Here is a 17790-nt window from a genome sequence, read left to right on the forward strand (position 1 = left end):
TTCCAGTATAGGTTATTAACATGCTCTAAAGTTACTAACTCCCCCTAGAACCCCCTTGTTAGCATCATCATCATTATTATTGATATAAAAAATGATACTGTAAATCTAAAGGAACTCACGTTAATTAATTTGCGATTTGAATTGTTAAATTGAAGTTGAAACTATTTGATTGCTTTTTTTATTCATACCTTAGTGATTGAACTTGTAAATGCCTAAACGTATGACTAATCAGAGCAAACACCTAATCACTGCGATATTAATACTATTTTTCATAGCTATTGATATTTCAGGGAAATGTTCAAGTATTAAAAACTTGGATTCTTCTAATGGCGATACAACGAGTATTAAAGTAAAAAAAGCGTTTAAACTAATTAAGATGAATGCTAATAATTCGCAATTTGTGATACTAGATGTTCGAAAACCTGATGACTTTTTAAAAGAGCATATTACAAACGCAATAAATATTGATTTTAAATCCGAAGATTTTTCGAATAAAATAGACCAATTGGATAAAGGGAAAACATATTTGGTTTACTGTTATGGTGGCTTTCGAAGTAAGAGTACCATGCAACTGATGGAAAATAAAGGATTCACAAAAATTTATAATATGAAAGGTGGTATTATGAAATGGAGAGTTAGGAAATTACCTCTTTCCAAGTAGGAGTAAAATTTTCAAAACGGCAAAACAGCATTGCAGTAACAGACCTAAATCACTTCAATCTTACTGCTTTTTGAACCCCTTTAATATTATTCAGCTTATAGAGGAGCGTTTCAAGATTCTTTATATCCGAAACAAATACCTGAATTCGCCCTTCAAATAGCCCTTTGGAGCTATTGATTGCAATACTTCTCATATTTACTTTTAAATCGTTGCTTATTACCTCCGAGATTTTATTTACAATTCCGAGTTCGTCAAAACCATTGATTTTGATAGTGGTTTGGAATGAACCAACCATTTTTGATTCCCTCCATTTTGCTTTTACAATTCTGTAACCCCATCGGGCATTAAGCTGTGGTGCATTTGGGCAATTCGTGCGATGAATCTTAATACCCTCACTAATTGTGACAAAACCAAAAATATTATCGCCTAATATTGGATTACAGCATCTTGCAAGTTTGTAATCGATGTTTACAAGTTTCTCATCTATAACCAGAAAATCATCACTTGCATGTAGCTTTCTAGAATCATCGGGTTTATTGGAATCATATACCTTCTCATCTGCTGGGGTTGTAATTTTTTTATCAGTTTGGAGAACTATGGATTTCATTTCTGTTAAGTCAACCTTTTCGTTTGCAATAAGAGAGAAAAGATCGGGTTGACTTTTTATCTTGAGATGCTTTTGAATAGCCTGAATAGCTTCCTCGTTATCAGTAATCTTCCAGTTTTTAAACCTTCTGTATAGAATCTCTTTTCCTAAAAGAATCTCCTTGTTTTTCTCTTCCCTTAAGCTTTGCTTAATTTTTCCTTTAGCTTTTGACGTTATTACAACGTTTAGCCAATCGGTCTTAGGTTTCTGATTTTTGGATGTAATAATTTCAACAATATCACCATTGCTTAAGATTTGCCTAATGGTTGCATTTTTATTATTCACTTTAGCTCCAACGCACTGACAGCCAACGTTTGAGTGTATTTCAAAAGCGAAATCTAAAACAGTTGCCCCAACGGGTAACTTTCTTAAATCCCCATTTGGAGTAAAAATAAAAATCTCTTTGGTGTATAAATTTGCTTTCAGATGATCAACGAAATCTTCTGGAGATGAATTGGAAGTATCAATAATCTCTCTAACCTTTGTTAACCATTCTTCGACATTTTGTTCCTGCTTAATACCTTTGTATTTCCAGTGGGCAGCCAATCCATCTTCTGCAATTAGATCCATCCGATTTGTACGAATCTGAACTTCCACAAACCTGCCTTCAGGGCCAACAACTGTTGTATGAAGCGATTCATAGCCATTGTTCTTTGGCGCAGATATCCAATCTCTAAGACGCTCGGGGTTAGGTGTGTATTTGTCTGTTATAATTGAGTATACCTGCCAACAATCTGATTTCTCTTTTTCGGGAGGACTATTTAAAATTATTCTAATTGCAAAGAGATCATAAACCTCTTCGAAATCGACACCCTGCTTTTGCATCTTTTTCCAAATAGAGTAAACCGACTTGGTTCTACCCTTAATATCAAAATCAAATCCCTTGGATTTAAGCTCATCCTGTATTGGAGTGATAAACTCTTTGATATATTTATTTCGCTTTACATTGGTATTCTTCAGTTTCTTATTAATAGCTTCGTAATCTTCGGAGTTGGTGTACTTCATTGCTAAATCTTCCATCTCGGATTTTATTCTATAAAGACCAAGGCGATGGGCAAGAGGGGAGTAGAGGTAAAATGTTATCAATGAATTTTTAAGCTGAACATTATTTGGCATAATGTTCAATGACCGCATTGTTTCTAGCCGTTCAGCAATTTTAATAAGGATAACCCGAGGATCTTGAGAAATGGTTAGTAAAAGTTCTCTGAAATTCTCAGCCTGTAGTTTAGGGTTTTTAGGATCAATCTCGGATATTTTTGTCAAACCATCAATAATTCTGGCGATTTTAGACCCAAATTGCTTCTCAATCTCATCAATGGTTAGTTGATTCCTTTTAATGGTTTCATGCAGAAGTGCTGATACTATGGATGTTTTTCCAAGACCCATCTCTTCCACACAAATACGAGCAACATTTACCAGATGGAAAATATTTAGTTGACCAGATTCTCTACGGACACCTGAATTCAAATCAACTACGAGTTTAAATGCTATTCGGATCTGTTTTTGATCATCTTTGGAAATTAGTCCCTTTGCTGCACGCAGTAAACATCGATAATAGTTAACGATTTTGCTATTTTCAGTTTGTGTAGTAGATTCCATTTAAAGGCACTTGTTTGAAAGTAGAAATATAACAATAAAACTACAAAAGAGTTCCTACAACCTTTAAATAGTAAAATATATAATAAATGTATATTTGAATATACAATATATGTTTAATAATGTCTTTTTATATAAACAAATATGTTATATTTGTGTCTGTATTAATAAATATTATTGCTATGGATACAATTCTTGAACTATCCAAAAACCTTATATCATCAGTAAAACTGGATTTTAAAAGGTATTTATTGAAAAGCATACCTGAAAACCAGCGATTAGTTTTCATTAAAGGCGCTAGAGGCTCTGGTAAAACAACACTATTGTTGCAATATCTTAAGAGCATAAATGACTCGAAAGATAGAGTTGCATTTTTAAGTTTAGATGATATAATCTACACTCAACAAAATGTAATAGATTTTGTAGATTGGTTTTATAAGAGGGGTGGTGAACTCATTGTCTTAGACGAAGTTCACAAATATCCTGAATGGTCAAGAACATTAAAAACAATTTATGATAGGTATTCAAATTTAAAAATAATTGTAACATGCTCATCTGCATTGCAATTGGGGAAGGGGGATGCCGATCTTAGCCGGAGATCAATATCATTACATCTAAATGAGCTCTCATTAAGAGAGTTTATTGAAATTAAGTATGGTATTTCGTTTCCAGTTTATAGTTTAAATGATATAATAACGAAACAGGATGAAATCTCATCATTGGTTTTAAAAAAAATTAAACCCTTACAGGCTTTTGATCAGTATCTTAAATTTGGTGCTTACCCTTTTTCCTTGGAAGGCGAGGAGTATTACTATCAAAAACTGTCAAATGTTGTTAACCTAGTTCTTGAAACCGATCTTCCTGCTATTGATAATATTACATTTGGAACAGTTGTTAAATTAAGAAAACTCTTATATGTTTTGGCCGAAGTTGTTCCTTTTACTCCAAATATTTCAGAGTTAAGCGATAAAATTGGTGTAACCAGAGAACAACTTTATAGATTCCTTTATTTATTGGAGAAAGCAGAGATTATTTATATGTTACGCAAACATGCAAAGGGAATGAGCATGATGGCAAAACCTGAAAAAATATATCTACATAACCCAAATTTGGCGGAAGCATTAACGCATAGCAAAACAAATACAGGCACCCTTAGAGAAACATTTTTTATTAATCAGCTATCCTCAAATTATGAAGTAAATTATTCTTCACAAGGTGACTTTTTAATTAATAATCAATATGTTTTTGAAATAGGAGGAAGAAATAAAGGGAAGAAACAAATTAAAGATGCAGAAAATTCTTACCTTGTTAAAGATGGCATTGAACACGGAACTGGTGAAATAGTGCCACTTTGGCTATTCGGCTTCTTGTACTAAGTTGTTTTTATCTTTTTTCTATCTTTATCAAAATTTTATTTCCCATGTCTCAGGAACAGATCCGTCAGCATATTGAGCATCTCAGAGAGGAATTGAATAGGCATAACTACCTGTATTACATTCTTTCTAAACCAGAGATAGGTGATTTTGAATTTGATCAATTACTTAAAGAGTTAGGTGAACTGGAAAAGAAATATCCAGAATTTGATGATACAAATTCACCAACAAAAAGAGTTGGTAGCGATTTAACAGGGGAGTTTGTTCAGGTAAAACACAAATACCCAATGCTTTCTTTAGCCAATACATACTCCGATGAGGAGATAAGGGATTTTGATACAAGAGTAGTTAAAGGAATTGGGGAATCACCTGAGTATGTATGTGAGCTAAAGTATGATGGCACCGCAATAGGATTAACCTATAAGAATGGTAAACTTTTTCAAGCTATCACACGTGGCGATGGTGTTGTGGGTGATGATGTTACTGCAAATGTTAGAACAATAAAAACGATTCCTTTGACTTTGCAGGGTAACGATTATCCCGATGAGTTTGAGATTCGAGGTGAAATATTTATGCCTCGTAAAGTTTTTGACGATATAAATGCTCAGCGTGAAGAGGAGGGTGATGTTCCTTTTGCAAATCCTAGAAATGCAGCATCTGGAACATTAAAACTTCTAGATCCATCTGTTGTTGCTCAACGTAAACTCGATTGCTACCTATATTTCATTCTTGGCGAAAACCTTCCATTCAAAAATCACTTTGAAAATCTTGAAAAGGCAAAGGAGTGGGGCTTTAAGATACCTGATAATAATAAACTTTGTAAGAACGTTGATGAGGTTCTATCATTCATAAATCATTGGGATAGTAATCGAAAGAAATTACCCTATGATACCGATGGAGTTGTAATTAAAGTGAATAGCTATCAATATCAGAAAGTACTTGGCTTTACAGCCAAAACACCTCGATGGGCAATTGCATTCAAGTATAAAGCGGAACAGGTAACAACGCAACTTATTTCAGTTGATTTTCAGGTTGGTAGAACTGGTGCTGTTACTCCAGTTGCTAATCTTAAGCCAGTTAAACTGGCTGGTTCTACCGTTAAAAGAGCTTCTCTGCACAACAGAGATCAAATGGAACTACTCGATATTCGGATTGGAGATATGGTTCAGGTTGAGAAGGGAGGAGAGATTATACCTAAAATTGTTGGAGTCGATAAAACTCAACGAACACTATTCAGCACACCCTTCAAATTTATTGAGCAATGCCCAGAATGTGGGAGTGAATTGGTGAGGCCCGATGGTGAGGCTAAGCATTTTTGTCCAAATCAGGTTGGATGTTCGCCACAGATTAAAGGGAGAATTGAACATTTCATAAGTCGAAAGGCCTTAAATATTGATGGATTAGGGCAGGAGACAGTTGATTTACTTTTCTCAAAAGGTTTAATTAAAGACATTGCTGATTTATATACCCTTAGGAAAGAACAACTGCTAAATCTTGAGAGATTTGCTGAGAAATCTGCCGATAATGCGATTAAAAGTATTGAAGAATCAAAAAACATTCCTTTTCCAAGAGTGTTGTATGGTATAGGAATTCGTTATGTTGGCGAAACTACTGCTCGTAAACTTGCTCAACACTTTGGATCGATTGAGCAGATTGAAACAGCAAGCATTGAGCAATTGCTCGAAGTTGAAGAGGTAGGTGAGAGAATTGCACAAAGTATTGTTGAATATTTCTCTAATCCTATCACAATCAATCTTATTGAAAGGTTAAAACAAGCAGGATTGCAGCTAAAGGTTGATGAAACATCAAATCAATTAATTTCTAGTATACTTAATGGACTTTCCATAGTTATATCAGGAACTTTTTCCCGAATATCTAGGGATGAACTTAAGGAGTTAATACTAAAACATGGTGGTAAGAATGTAAGTAGTGTCTCATCAGCAACATCAATGCTTGTGGCAGGAGAAAAAATTGGCCCTGCAAAACTTGATAAAGCACAGAAATTAGGAGTTAAAATAGTTTCGGAGGAGGAGTTTTTTGAGATGATTAGCTAGTATTTAATTGAGAAATTGGTCAATTTTTCAGATTGAAAAATGAATATGAATGAAAAAAGTTATATTATTAGCAATCATTAACAATTAATAGGCATCAAATAACTAATAACCATTTTTTAAATTAATACAATTGCACCGTGAAAATTATTGATAATATAAAAAGAAATGCTGGGTTAAAAGCTTTAAGCAAAAGCCTACGAACATTACAACGAAATAAGTTTGTTCATAACCTAGTAACTGCCCGTAAAATTGCAATAGTGGGGTTGGTAAATAATAATAAGGATTTTGACGAGATTAACAGCTTGCAAAAATTTCTTACTGAAAAAAATATGCAAGTGGAGATTCTTTTATATTATCCAGGAAAAGAGATTCCACAGCAATTGCTATTACGTAAAGGGATTAATATCTTTAATCGGAACGAGGTCAACTGGTATGGTAAACCTCTAATTCCTTTTGTTGATCAATTTTGTAGGGTGGAATATGATATACTTATTGACCTTTCGTTAGTTGAGCAATTTCCAATTCGTTGGATATCTTCCTTATCCCGTTCGAAGTTTAAAGTTGGAAGTCACAGCTATGTTGGCAATCCATACGATTTGATTATTAACGTGGATAATAAAAAGGAGATACCTTACCTGTCCGAACAGATTATCCATTATCTAAATATTTTAAATAATCGTTTTGCTCAGGATAAAGAAGATGATACAGTTAATTAAAAAATATTAAAGTAAAATGAACAAAAGATTTGGAGGTTTGGGGGTAGCAATGGTAACCCCTTTTACTAAGGAGAACGAGATTGATTATAATGCAACGGAGAAGCTAATTGAGTATTTAATTAGCGGAGGCGTTAACTACCTTGTTGTTCTGGGGACAACTGGAGAAGCGGCAACTCTATCGGATAAAGAAAAGAAATCACTAGTTAAATTTGTAGTAAAAAAGAATAATAAGCGAGTTCCAATTGTTGTTGGAGTTGGAGGAAATGACACAAAGCACGTTATTGAATCAATTGATAACTATGATTATGATGATATTGATGCAATACTCTCAGTAACACCTTACTATAATAAACCTTCACAAAAAGGTTTGGAGTTGCATTATAAAGAAATAGCATCAAAAAGTCCAGTGCCGGTTATTCTCTATAATGTACCTGGCAGAACCGGTGTTAATATGACATTCGATACAACCCTTAAACTTGCACAAGTTCCTAATATTGTAGCAATTAAAGAAGCTTCTGGGAATTTAAATCAGATTTCATATATTCTCAGGGATAAGCCCGATTCATTCCAAGTAATATCTGGAGATGATGGATTAGCATTATCCCAACTGGCATTAGGACTTGATGGGGTAATTTCGGTTTTAGGTAATGCTTTCCCAAAACCATTCTCCGAGATGATCCATCTTGCATTAAATGGAAATTTTGCAGAAGCACGTAAGATTCATCTTAAACTTATAGAAATTACAGATGCATTATTTATTGAAGGTAATCCAGCAGGAGTTAAAGCTGCTCTTAACATAAAAGGAATAATTGAAAATAACTTAAGATTACCCTTAGTTCCAATTAGCGAATCAACTTTTTATAAATTAACGTTATTAATGGAAAACTTTGGATAGACTTATTTGTTAGTATGTATAAGAAATTAATAAAAAGACTCTTGATTGAGTCTTTTTTTATTATTAATAGTTTACAGAAATTTCATACATTTATATTAACCTAAAAAAAATCCTATGACTGATTTAACCACAGCCTATATGGGTTTGAAGTTGAAAAACCCAATTATTATCTCGAGTTCTGGTCTCACCAGTAGCGTTAAAGATATTATTGATTTGGAGTCAAAAGGTGCTGGTGCTATTATTACTAAGTCGTTATTTGAAGAAGAAATAATTATTGAGACTCACGAAAACCTTAATAAAATGCATGCTTCTGGATTTGTATACCCAGAAACAACAGAGTATTTTGATTTTGATAGGATGGAGGACACCGTCTCTAATTATCTAAAGTTTTTGGTTGATAGTAAGAAAAGTGTTCATATACCTGTAATTGCTAGTGTAAATTGTATTTCAGCTGAAGGGTGGACAGATTTTGCTAAACGTATTGAAGATACTGGCGTTGACGGTTTGGAACTTAATATTTTTAGATTACCAGCCAATTTCAATATAGAAAATGATGATAATGAAAAGATTTACTTCGATATTATCGATAAGATAACATCTGTTGTCAAATTACCTATTGCACTAAAAATTGGATTCTATCATTCAAACCTAGGTTATTTGATTAAACACTTAAGCCAAACTCAAATAAAAGCAATTGTTCTATTTAATAGATTTTACAATCCCGATATTGATATTCATACTCTTAACTTTGCATCGTCAAATGTATTTAGCAATCCTTCGGAGATGTCGATGTCACTCAGATGGATAGCAATAATGGCTAATAGAGTGAGTTGCGATCTATCCGCATCAAGCGGTATTCACGATGGTAGTGCTGTAATAAAGCAGCTACTTGCTGGGGCAAAAGCTATTCAACTTTGTTCTACACTATATAAACACGGTAATGATCAAATAGCAACAATACTTACTCAAATTGAGCAGTGGATGGTTGAAAAGGATTATAAAACAATAGATGAGTTTAGAGGTAAGATGAGCCAATCTAGGACTTTTGATCCAAAAGTTTTTGAAAGAGTTCAGTTTATGAAATATTTGAGAAATAGAGATTAAAAAAGCACCTAAAGTACTTAAGGTTTAGTGTATTTCAAGTACTCCAAGCACTTTAAGTATTTTAGGCATTTATTTCCTGTTAATATTATTGCTGCATTGTTAATAGTTTAAAAATAATAATCTGCTAACTTCCACGAAAATATAGCTAAGTTTGCAAAAGAAGGAAATTACAGATGAAGGACGATAGAGATTTTGGTTATAACGAAATTGAGACTTTTGAACTTGTTCAAAAGTATGAGGAGCTTATTCGTCAGAGTAAAAGTTTCTTTTTTGATGTATTGGAATTCGAAGCTATTATTAATTACTATCTTGATAATGAAGAATTGGTTAACGCATCAGAATCTATTAGGATAGCCAATGGCATGCACCCATATTCAACCGAAATTCAGTTGTTGAAAGCAGAACTTTTTATTACAGAAAAGAATTATAACGAAGCATTAGCTATCCTTGACTTTCTTGAACAGATTCATTCGGAAAAATCAGAAGTGCTCTTTTTAAAGGGTCAGGCTTTTTTCAATTTAGGAAATTTTATTAAAGCGGATGAGAATTTCGCAAAATCAGTTGAGGCATGTACCGAAGAGAAATCCGAACTTGTATATAGAATTTCGAGTATATATTTTGTTGAAGAAGAACTTAATACAGCCATTCGCTACTTGCTAGAAGCGCATAGACTTGACCCAAATCATTTTGCCACACTTTTTGATTTAGCATATAGTTTCGAGAAGATTAATGAAATTGAAAAAAGTTATTTTTACTATAATAAACTTCTTGATTTATATCCTTTTACCCAAAATGTTTGGTATAACTTAGGAATTGTTCTAACTAAACAGGGTAAATTCGATGAGGCTATTGAGGCATACGATTATTGTATTGCAATTGATCCTGAGTACAATTCAGCATATCACAATAAGGCGAATACATTAGCCTCTATTGAGAGGTATAAAGAAGCCACCTCTGTATTCCAAGAACTTATTCTCCTTGAACCCGAGAACCCTCGGATTTATTGCTCACTTGGCGAATGTTATGAAAAAACTGAAAAGTTTGAGCAGGCACTTGAAATGTACAATAAAACAATATCCATTGATCCTGCTTTTGCTGAGGCATATTATGGCATTGGAATTATAATGAATGAACGAAAACAACCAAACTTAGCCCTTGATTTTATTAAAAAATCAATAGCATTGGAGTCGGAACAGTATGATTTTTGGCTAGGTCTTGGAAAAGTTCATTATGAACTGAATAACATTGAGGAAGCTCTTAAAGCTTATCGTGAGGCAACAATATTAAACCCCGATGAGCCCGATGCGTACCTTGCACTAGCAGAGATTTATCTATATCAGGAAAAATTTAGAGATGTTGAATGTATGTTCGATGAGCTTGGACCTAAGTTTGAAGGTAACGCATCTATGAAAGTGCTTAATGCTGCTGCCCTTTACCTATCACACAGAAGAAAAGAGGCTCTTGACGAATTAAAGGTGGCGAAACGGATTGATCCCACATCAATCGATGATTTTTTCAGCATCGTATCAGTAATTAATGATGATGATTTTGTAAATCAAACCAAGCAACTCTAAGGGATTTTCTCTTGTTTAAGCATTCAAAATCAACTATTATTTTTCAAAATCAAAAAAAGGAAATACTTTTGGTAAATAACTTTATTAAATTTTGAATATGAACTACAATCTTCCTTTTATTCCCGAAAGACCAAATAAACCACGTAATCATGGTTTAACAATGGTTATGGATAAAGGCTTAAGCCTTTCTGAGGCTGAATCTATGGTTGAATCGGGTGGAGAATTTATTGACTTTGTGAAATTTGGATTTGGAACAGCTCTTATCACTAATAAACTTGAAGAGAAAATTAAACTCTACAGGCAGGCAGGTATCAGACCTTACTTTGGAGGAACTCTTTTTGAAATCTTTATAATTAGAGGAATGTTCGATGAGTTCTGTAAATTTATAGATAAATATAAACTCGATTTGGCTGAAGTTTCAGATGGTTCAATGGAAATGAATAACGATGTAAAGTGTGATTACATTTCAAAACTTGCAAAGCGGGTAACCGTTATTTCTGAAGTTGGTTCTAAACAAGCAGATGTTCATATTCCTGATGATGAGTGGGTTGCAATGATGAGAAGAGAACTTGAATCTGGCTCTTGGAAGGTTATTGCAGAGGCAAGAGAAAGTGGTAATATTGGAATTTATAACTCAAACCAATCAGCAAATACTAAACTAATTGACGATATTGTTCATAATATCAAAATTGAAAATGTGCTTTGGGAAGCACCAATAAAAAGCCAACAGGCTTGGTTTATTAATCTTCTTGGTGAAAATGTTAATCTGGGAAATATTGCTCCGAACGAGGTTGTTTCCCTTGAAACATTACGTAGAGGACTAAGAGGTGATACATTCTTCCAATTTCTTCCTAAAGACCTAAGAGGCAATAACTAAAAAATATATACTCAACAAAAAAACCGAGAAACTCTCGGTTTTTTTTATTAATCACTTTTAGATTAGATTTGTTAATGATTTATTTAACGAATAACAAATGAAGTTTTTTAGAACAGCACTATTCCTTTTACTGGTAAGCATCTCCAAAACTCTTTTTGCACAGGGTACAGATTGTTATATAATCAATAATACTTTTAAAAGTGGCGAGAAGGTATACTACCGAGCTGTATATAATTGGGGATTTATTTGGATAAATGCTGCAGATGTTATTTTTACGGTTAAGGATACTATATATGCAGGGGAAAACTGTTATTATCTAAAATCAGAAGGTTGGAGTTTAAAGCAGTATGATTGGTTCTATAAAGTGCGCGATAAGTTTGAATCGATTGTAAATAAAGACTCTTTGAAACCTCACTGGTTTAGAAGGGATACGTATGAGGGAGGTTATGTAGCCTATAATAATTATACCTTTGATTACAATTCGAATAATCTAAAAATAAATAGTTATACCTCCGAACGAAAATCAAAACTCGAACAATTCCCCCTGAAACCTTGTACATTTGATGTGTTGAGTGCTATATACTATTGTCGAAATATCGACTTTAATTCGCTTGTAATAGATCAAAAAGTTCCATTGACAATGGCTGTTGATAATGAGATTTACGATTTGTATATCAGATTTTTGGGTAAAGAGAAGATTATTATTCATAAAGGAAAAACTTATAATACCTTTAAATTCTCTGCAATGCTTGTAAAGGGAACAATTTTCAAAGGCGGCGAAGATTTAGTGGTTTGGGTTACTGATGATAATTACCATATCCCTGTTATGGTTGAAGCAAAAATTTTAATTGGATCAGTTAAGGCTCTGCTAGTGGGTGTTGAAGGGATTTAGACAGTTTCCAATTAATTCGAATTTATTTTGTATGAAAACCCGAATTCGAGATAATCGGCAACATTTAAATGGGTTTTAAGCGATATTTGACTATATAAAGATTGACTTAATCGATATCGTAAACCAATCCTTTGGTATATGGCTTTATTCTGCTTATCGTGATTGTATAAATAGACTCCTAATTCCCCAAATGCTGATAGTCGATATAAAACCATTTCCCCTTTAACAGTTAGCCCACACTTAGATGCTTTAAGACGAGATTGATATAAAACACCGTTCTCTCTGAAATGAATTAGCGTGGAACCATCGTACATATAATCGAATGTTGCACCATATTTAAAAAATGTTTTAAAGGGTTTGCTCCACTCTATAGAAAGTGAACCAATCCCATATTTTGATCCACCGGGATCTTTTGCTTCCTTTATGCCTCCGCAAAAAGTGGCTAGCCATCTTATCTTTTCAGTATCTTGTATTTCGAGGTTTTTAATAAATTTATTGTTATTGCCGAAATTGTAATTTATTCCAAAACTTGTAGTTATAATATTTAGCCCATAATTGGGTTTTTTAATTGCACCGTTTGAGAAATGGGAAGTGTTTATTCCAAAATTTGTAGTAAGGCTTTTCGATAGGCGATAGTTTATGTTAAAACTGAATGAGGCATAATAGTTGAGATGTGATGATATAGCAATATTTTTTGGATTAGTAAGGCTATCGTAAGTTTTGGTGATATAGGATATGCCTGAAGCAACTCTTAAACTAATACTAAAAGGTTTATCCTGTATTGTCAAGGGAAAGATTATGTAAGGAAAAATACAATGTGTGTAGCCAAGAACCTCTCTATACCCCAAATCCATAAACATATATGATATTCCAACCTCAGGATAGTTGTAATATTGATGCCAAGTCCTTCCATCCGATTCAATGACGCTATAGCTAAGTTCAAAAGCCCTGACTCGTCCTTTTTTTAAAGGTTTTAGAGGTTTTTCATGAGGAACAATGGTGCCTGTGTAAAGTTTAAAACTTAGATGATTGGTTATATGGGTTGTATCAAAATAAGTATTTTCCTGAGAGTATGTCAGGAATGTAAGTGAGCAAAAAAGGGATAGTAATAGTATTCGTATTCGCAATTATCATGATTTTGTAGGGTAAATATAAAATAAAAACCCGTCAGGTTTTCATTTTAACCTGACGGGTTCTATTTAGAGTTACTTATTCAACTATTATCTTCTTCGATTGAATTGAATTACCCTGAGTAATTCGACAAATATAAACACCCGGAGTTATATATGATGGTATCCGAATATCAAAAGTGTTCCACCCAAACGATAAGTTGTTGTAATTGGAACTGAAAATCTGCTGTCCAAGAATTGAGTAAATAGCTACTGCTATTTTATGTTGATTTGTGAGATTTACTCCTAGTTCAAATAAACCATTGTTTGGGTTTGGCCATATTTCGAGTTCGGAACTACTAACTATTGGTTGATTTGTTTCGATTCCCAAGAATATATCATCTTTAATAATTCTTTTTGAGGTATATAAACGACACTCTCCGGGAACAAAATCAGCATTAAATGTTGTGGTAGACAGATCAATAGAATCTTGGGCGAAATACTCATACCATCTGCCAGTATTTGGAAAGTCAAGCGTAAATGTCTCGGTTTGAACATTGAAATTACCCATAGCAATTGCATTCATATCATTGCTGTTCAGTTTAATCCATTTTTTTGCACCTGAAAAGGATGTGATAAAATCATTGGTTCCAAAAACCGGATAATCTTTCCTTAGTTTGATTAGCTGAGCATAGGTGGTTAATAGATGACGACGATTAACATCTTGCATGTAATCCCAGTGAATAGGTTTACGACCAACACGTCCATTCTGGTCAATAGAAATATCATATCCAAGTTCGCCAAATTGCCATATCATCTTGGGACCAGGTACAGTAAAGAAGAAAAGAGCCGCTAGTTCGTTACGAGCCAACCCTAACGGTATATTCTTAATATTGTAAGTTGCATTTGTTGAATTTCCATAGGTTTTGTTTTTGAACATTAATCGTTCTTCATCGTGACTTTCCATATAACCAACAAGATTTGGATTTGCCCAACCTCTAGTTTTATAGGAAATGCTTGAAAAATTGGAGGTAGAGACATATCCCATAGTTGCTTCATTATAATTATAATTTAAATTGCCCCATATCATCATTCCATAATCTGACAACTCTTTTTCTTCAGTATCTGCGCAGAAATGTTCAAGGATAACATAAGCATTAGGTTTTACACTCCATATTTTATCTGCTATGCGTTTGATTATAGATATTCTAGAGGCATCGTAAGCGCTTCCATCACCAGGAACATTTGTAAAACCTTTGGTAAAATCGAAACGGAAACCATCCATCTTAAATTCAGTAAGCCAATAATGTATAACACTATCTACGAACGTTTTAGTAGATACGCTTTCGTGGTTAAAATCGTAGCCCCAAGAATATGCGCTGTTAGGGTTATTTTCATTATACCAGGGATTATCAGCAGTAGGTTTATTAGTATTTGTGTTAAAATACATCTGAACTAATGGTGATTGATCGTATGAATGGTTGAAAACGATATCCTGAATAACAGCAATACCTCTGCTATGGCAATCATCAATAAACGCCTTGTAATCGTTTTTGGTTCCGTAGGCCTTATCGGGGGCAAAGTAAAAGGAGGGATTGTAACCCCAGCTATCATTACCCTCAAACTCGCTTATTGGCATTAGTTCAATTGCGTTAACTCCAAGTTTTTGAAGATAATGCAAGGAGTCTTTAACGGTTTTTATGTAATCACCACTGATAAAATCGCGAATATGAAGTTCGTAGATTACCAAATCCTTTTTTTGAGGAGGTGTAAAACTGGGATTATTCCAAGTGTATGATTCCTCGTTTATTTTGAAAGTTGAGGCGATACCTGTAGTCTTGCCAGTTGGATAGTTTATTAAACTCGGATAGTTTGTTTGACTAATATATTGATCGTTTGGATCACTTGTTTTGGTACAATAGGGATCGGCAAGTTTTATTTGTCCATCGACAAAATATTGGTAAATATATTCTTGATCAGGATTAAGGCCTGTTAAAGTAATCCAGTAGTTTTTACCATCTGGGGTACGTTTCATGTAGTATTGACCATCTATAAGCCAATAGTTAAAACTACCAATTAAGTAGCAATATTGCTTTTTTGCGGCAGGATCATTAAGTACTAGGGTAACTGTACTATTATCAATTTTATTTATTCCAGGAACTACTCCTATGGGGAGCACTTCGGTTATTACTTCAGGTCTGACAATAATATAAACAGAATCTTTTTTAGTTTCTGTTGCGCTTGTAGCTATTGCTTTTAGCCAGTGCTTACCGTAAACAGTAGCGTTATAATTATATGTAATAGATGTTTGTGTAGTGCTTGATACCTCTACATTATCAATAAAAAGTTTTAGAGATGTTGAACTTTTTGAATTTATCTGAACAGCAATTGAGGAATTATACTCATATATTGGTTTATCTTGAACAGGGTTGGCGAAACCAACGGTTAATCCTTGTTCGTAAACATTATAGAAAATATCTTCGGTTTGCTTTGTTGCATCGCTACTCCTGAAAACGAAGCATAGTTGAGTGATTTTTTGAGATGCTAATACACCATAGTATTGTCTGATACTTGGACTAATTGTTAATGTGTAAGTGTTAGTTCCCGTGCGAGTCAACTTTGGTTGTGTGGAATTATTATTCCAGGTCCCCTTAACATATTGCCAAGTAGTTAAACCTTCCACCTTTACCCCGGTGTGAGTGTATACATCACCAACGTAGTTTAAAAGATCCTTACGAGTTGCTTGTGATGCATCAAATGTTATCACTACCTGATCGGCATCAGTTGGCATAACCGGATTAGTGGTAATTACTTGTGTAATAGCTGGTTTAAAATTTAACATAAATATTAACCCAATTATTAAACCTTTGCTTATGTTACAGTTCATAAAGAATTCATTTAAATTGTTGATTGTTTTATTGATCTCAAACATGCAAATCATTATCAATTACTAAGTAAGAAGGTTAAAGGGATGTCAAGCCTTTTACTCTACGATTTTTCTGAGTGATCATATCCAATAAACTCAATAGTTTTCCAATTTGTTTCATTATATCCTTTCATTTCCATAGTTTCATCAACCATCATACTATAGGCTATCTATAGTTTTTGTACCATATTGGTAATAAAATGAGGGCTACTATTAATAAAGCAGCCCTCTTTTTAAAATTTACATTACTGAAAATTACTAAGCCTCTATTGCGCAGTCATTGTAATAATCTTATCAAGCATATTTAAGGTGATTTTAAAATTACCAGTTGTACCAGTAAACCTAAAATTCTTATCACCATCATTTGCATTTTCAAAAAGATTGCTAACTGTGCCACCTGCAAAATAGGGGTAGTTGTATGAAGTTGGACCCCAATCCTTTTGAGCAAAGAAGCGGAATGCTTCACCATTAATAAAATCTGTTGTGGCTTCGAAAATCCCATTGCTTTTCCAAGTCATTTGAACATAGTTTGTTGTCCAATCCCAACCACCAACTGCTCCTCCGGTCATAAACATTTTAGGTTCGTCAACAGCAGTCATTTCAACAGTTTTAGTTTTTAGGTTCACAGTAATACTGAAATAACCAGTTGTGCCAATAAACTTGAAGTTAGAATCTCCATCGTTAGCATTTTCAAATAAAGCACTAACTGTACCAGTTGCAAAATAGGGGTAGTTGTATGAAGTTGGACCCCAATTTGCCTGAGCGAAGAACCTGAATGCACCTGCGTTTTCGAAATATGCAATAGTTTGATATACTTTTGGAGCAGTACTACGCATTTCAACTCCTTTAGTCCAGTCCCAACCACCAACAGCAGATCCACACATATAGATAGGAGGGAAAGAGGTTGCATATGGAGTTATAGTTGCCTCAACTATATTGGAGTAAATAGGAGCAACATTGTCATTAACAATAGCTTTTACCCTAAACTCTAAAATAACTGCAGTTTCTGGCTCAAGTTCCTTATCTAGTAAAAACTTATTAAAATCACCAATTGTAATAGTTTTTGTTAAAAGATTATTTACCGTAAGGATATCAACAGCACTAGCAAAGTCATTACCTTTTACATCTATTTGAACTTTGTAAGTGATAGATGCTGTAAAACCAAAATCGACTTTTGTCCAGTTAAACGTTTGAAAATCATTTGCAGCACTATCCAATAGAAGAATATATGAAGATGCAGACAAAGCACTTAGTTCATTAGAGGCTATTATCTTCTTGACTATGGCTTTTTCCTCATCCTTTTCACAGCTAATTATAACACAAGCCAGAATTAGAAAAGTTAGAAGTATTTTTACTTTTTTCATCGT

Annotated in this window: 13 protein-coding genes; 9 read left to right on the forward strand and 4 right to left on the reverse strand. The window is 33.7% G+C overall.

Features of this window, described 5'->3' with window-relative positions:
* Nucleotides 1–220: 220 nt before the first annotated feature.
* A complete protein-coding gene (locus tag HOO91_15260; GenBank protein ID NOU18912.1) occupies nucleotides 221–661 on the forward strand; it encodes a rhodanese-like domain-containing protein in 441 nt (146 codons plus the stop codon).
* 49 nt (nucleotides 662–710) lie between these two features.
* On the opposite strand, the gene HOO91_15265 is transcribed toward HOO91_15260, so the two are convergent.
* Nucleotides 711–2906, reverse strand: coding sequence for a bifunctional (p)ppGpp synthetase/guanosine-3',5'-bis(diphosphate) 3'-pyrophosphohydrolase (locus HOO91_15265; GenBank protein NOU18913.1), 2196 nt, complete (start codon nucleotides 2904–2906; stop codon nucleotides 711–713).
* A 179-nt stretch (nucleotides 2907–3085) separates the two neighbouring features.
* Here HOO91_15265 and HOO91_15270 point away from each other — a divergent pair, with 179 nt between their 5' ends.
* From HOO91_15270 to HOO91_15305, 8 genes are all read left to right on the forward strand, one after another.
* Nucleotides 3086–4279 (forward strand): ATP-binding protein, encoded by a 1194-nt coding sequence (locus HOO91_15270; GenBank protein ID NOU18914.1) that lies wholly within the window; start codon nucleotides 3086–3088, stop codon nucleotides 4277–4279.
* Nucleotides 4280–4323: 44 nt separating this feature from the next.
* Nucleotides 4324–6330, forward strand: a complete 2007-nt coding sequence (gene ligA, locus HOO91_15275) for an NAD-dependent DNA ligase LigA (GenBank protein ID NOU18915.1) — start codon at nucleotides 4324–4326, stop codon at nucleotides 6328–6330.
* A 137-nt stretch (nucleotides 6331–6467) separates the two neighbouring features.
* Nucleotides 6468–7046 (forward strand): hypothetical protein, encoded by a 579-nt coding sequence (locus HOO91_15280; protein ID NOU18916.1) that lies wholly within the window; start codon nucleotides 6468–6470, stop codon nucleotides 7044–7046.
* A gap of 16 nt (nucleotides 7047–7062) precedes the next feature.
* Nucleotides 7063–7941: a 4-hydroxy-tetrahydrodipicolinate synthase gene (locus tag HOO91_15285; GenBank protein ID NOU18917.1), complete on the forward strand. Its 879-nt coding sequence runs from the start codon at nucleotides 7063–7065 to the stop codon at nucleotides 7939–7941.
* A 114-nt stretch (nucleotides 7942–8055) separates the two neighbouring features.
* Nucleotides 8056–9045 carry a dihydroorotate dehydrogenase-like protein gene (locus HOO91_15290; protein NOU18918.1) on the forward strand — a complete coding sequence of 330 codons (990 nt, stop codon included), beginning with the start codon at nucleotides 8056–8058 and terminating at the stop codon, nucleotides 9043–9045.
* A gap of 173 nt (nucleotides 9046–9218) precedes the next feature.
* On the forward strand, nucleotides 9219–10619 hold the full coding sequence (locus HOO91_15295) for a tetratricopeptide repeat protein (GenBank protein ID NOU18919.1): 1401 nt from the start codon (nucleotides 9219–9221) through the stop codon (nucleotides 10617–10619).
* A gap of 97 nt (nucleotides 10620–10716) precedes the next feature.
* Nucleotides 10717–11496, forward strand: coding sequence for a phosphosulfolactate synthase (locus HOO91_15300; protein ID NOU18920.1), 780 nt, complete (start codon nucleotides 10717–10719; stop codon nucleotides 11494–11496).
* A gap of 97 nt (nucleotides 11497–11593) precedes the next feature.
* A complete protein-coding gene (locus HOO91_15305) occupies nucleotides 11594–12388 on the forward strand; it encodes a DUF3108 domain-containing protein (GenBank protein NOU18921.1) in 795 nt (264 codons plus the stop codon).
* 11 nt (nucleotides 12389–12399) lie between these two features.
* Here HOO91_15305 and HOO91_15310 read toward each other — a convergent pair whose 3' ends face one another.
* The 3 genes from HOO91_15310 to HOO91_15320 all read right to left on the reverse strand — a co-directional run bounded on the left by HOO91_15310 (nucleotide 12400) and on the right by HOO91_15320 (nucleotide 17787).
* On the reverse strand, nucleotides 12400–13515 hold the full coding sequence (locus HOO91_15310) for a hypothetical protein (protein NOU18922.1): 1116 nt from the start codon (nucleotides 13513–13515) through the stop codon (nucleotides 12400–12402).
* Nucleotides 13516–13597: 82 nt separating this feature from the next.
* Entirely contained in the window at nucleotides 13598–16384 is a 2787-nt protein-coding gene (locus HOO91_15315; GenBank protein NOU18923.1) for a T9SS type A sorting domain-containing protein, read from the reverse strand.
* A 305-nt stretch (nucleotides 16385–16689) separates the two neighbouring features.
* Nucleotides 16690–17787 carry a hypothetical protein gene (locus tag HOO91_15320; GenBank protein ID NOU18924.1) on the reverse strand — a complete coding sequence of 366 codons (1098 nt, stop codon included), beginning with the start codon at nucleotides 17785–17787 and terminating at the stop codon, nucleotides 16690–16692.
* Nucleotides 17788–17790 lie beyond the last annotated feature (3 nt).

The sequence above is a fragment of the Bacteroidales bacterium genome (assembly GCA_013141385.1).
Lineage (GTDB): Bacteria > Bacteroidota > Bacteroidia > Bacteroidales > Tenuifilaceae > UBA8529.

What these genes read in the sequence shown, in the direction of transcription:
- HOO91_15285 (NOU18917.1), top strand. Translation starts at nt 7,063, where the DNA reads ATGAACAAAAGATTTGGAGGTTTGGGGGTAGCAATGGTAACCCCTTTT.
- HOO91_15270 (NOU18914.1), top strand. Translation starts at nt 3,086, where the DNA reads ATGGATACAATTCTTGAACTATCCAAAAACCTTATATCATCAGTAAAA.
- HOO91_15320 (NOU18924.1), bottom strand. Translation starts at nt 17,787, where the DNA reads ATGAAAAAAGTAAAAATACTTCTAACTTTTCTAATTCTGGCTTGTGTT.
- ligA (NOU18915.1), top strand. Translation starts at nt 4,324, where the DNA reads ATGTCTCAGGAACAGATCCGTCAGCATATTGAGCATCTCAGAGAGGAA.
- HOO91_15305 (NOU18921.1), top strand. Translation starts at nt 11,594, where the DNA reads ATGAAGTTTTTTAGAACAGCACTATTCCTTTTACTGGTAAGCATCTCC.
- HOO91_15260 (NOU18912.1), top strand. Translation starts at nt 221, where the DNA reads ATGACTAATCAGAGCAAACACCTAATCACTGCGATATTAATACTATTT.
- HOO91_15290 (NOU18918.1), top strand. Translation starts at nt 8,056, where the DNA reads ATGACTGATTTAACCACAGCCTATATGGGTTTGAAGTTGAAAAACCCA.
- HOO91_15295 (NOU18919.1), top strand. Translation starts at nt 9,219, where the DNA reads ATGAAGGACGATAGAGATTTTGGTTATAACGAAATTGAGACTTTTGAA.
- HOO91_15315 (NOU18923.1), bottom strand. Translation starts at nt 16,384, where the DNA reads ATGAACTGTAACATAAGCAAAGGTTTAATAATTGGGTTAATATTTATG.
- HOO91_15300 (NOU18920.1), top strand. Translation starts at nt 10,717, where the DNA reads ATGAACTACAATCTTCCTTTTATTCCCGAAAGACCAAATAAACCACGT.
- HOO91_15265 (NOU18913.1), bottom strand. Translation starts at nt 2,906, where the DNA reads ATGGAATCTACTACACAAACTGAAAATAGCAAAATCGTTAACTATTAT.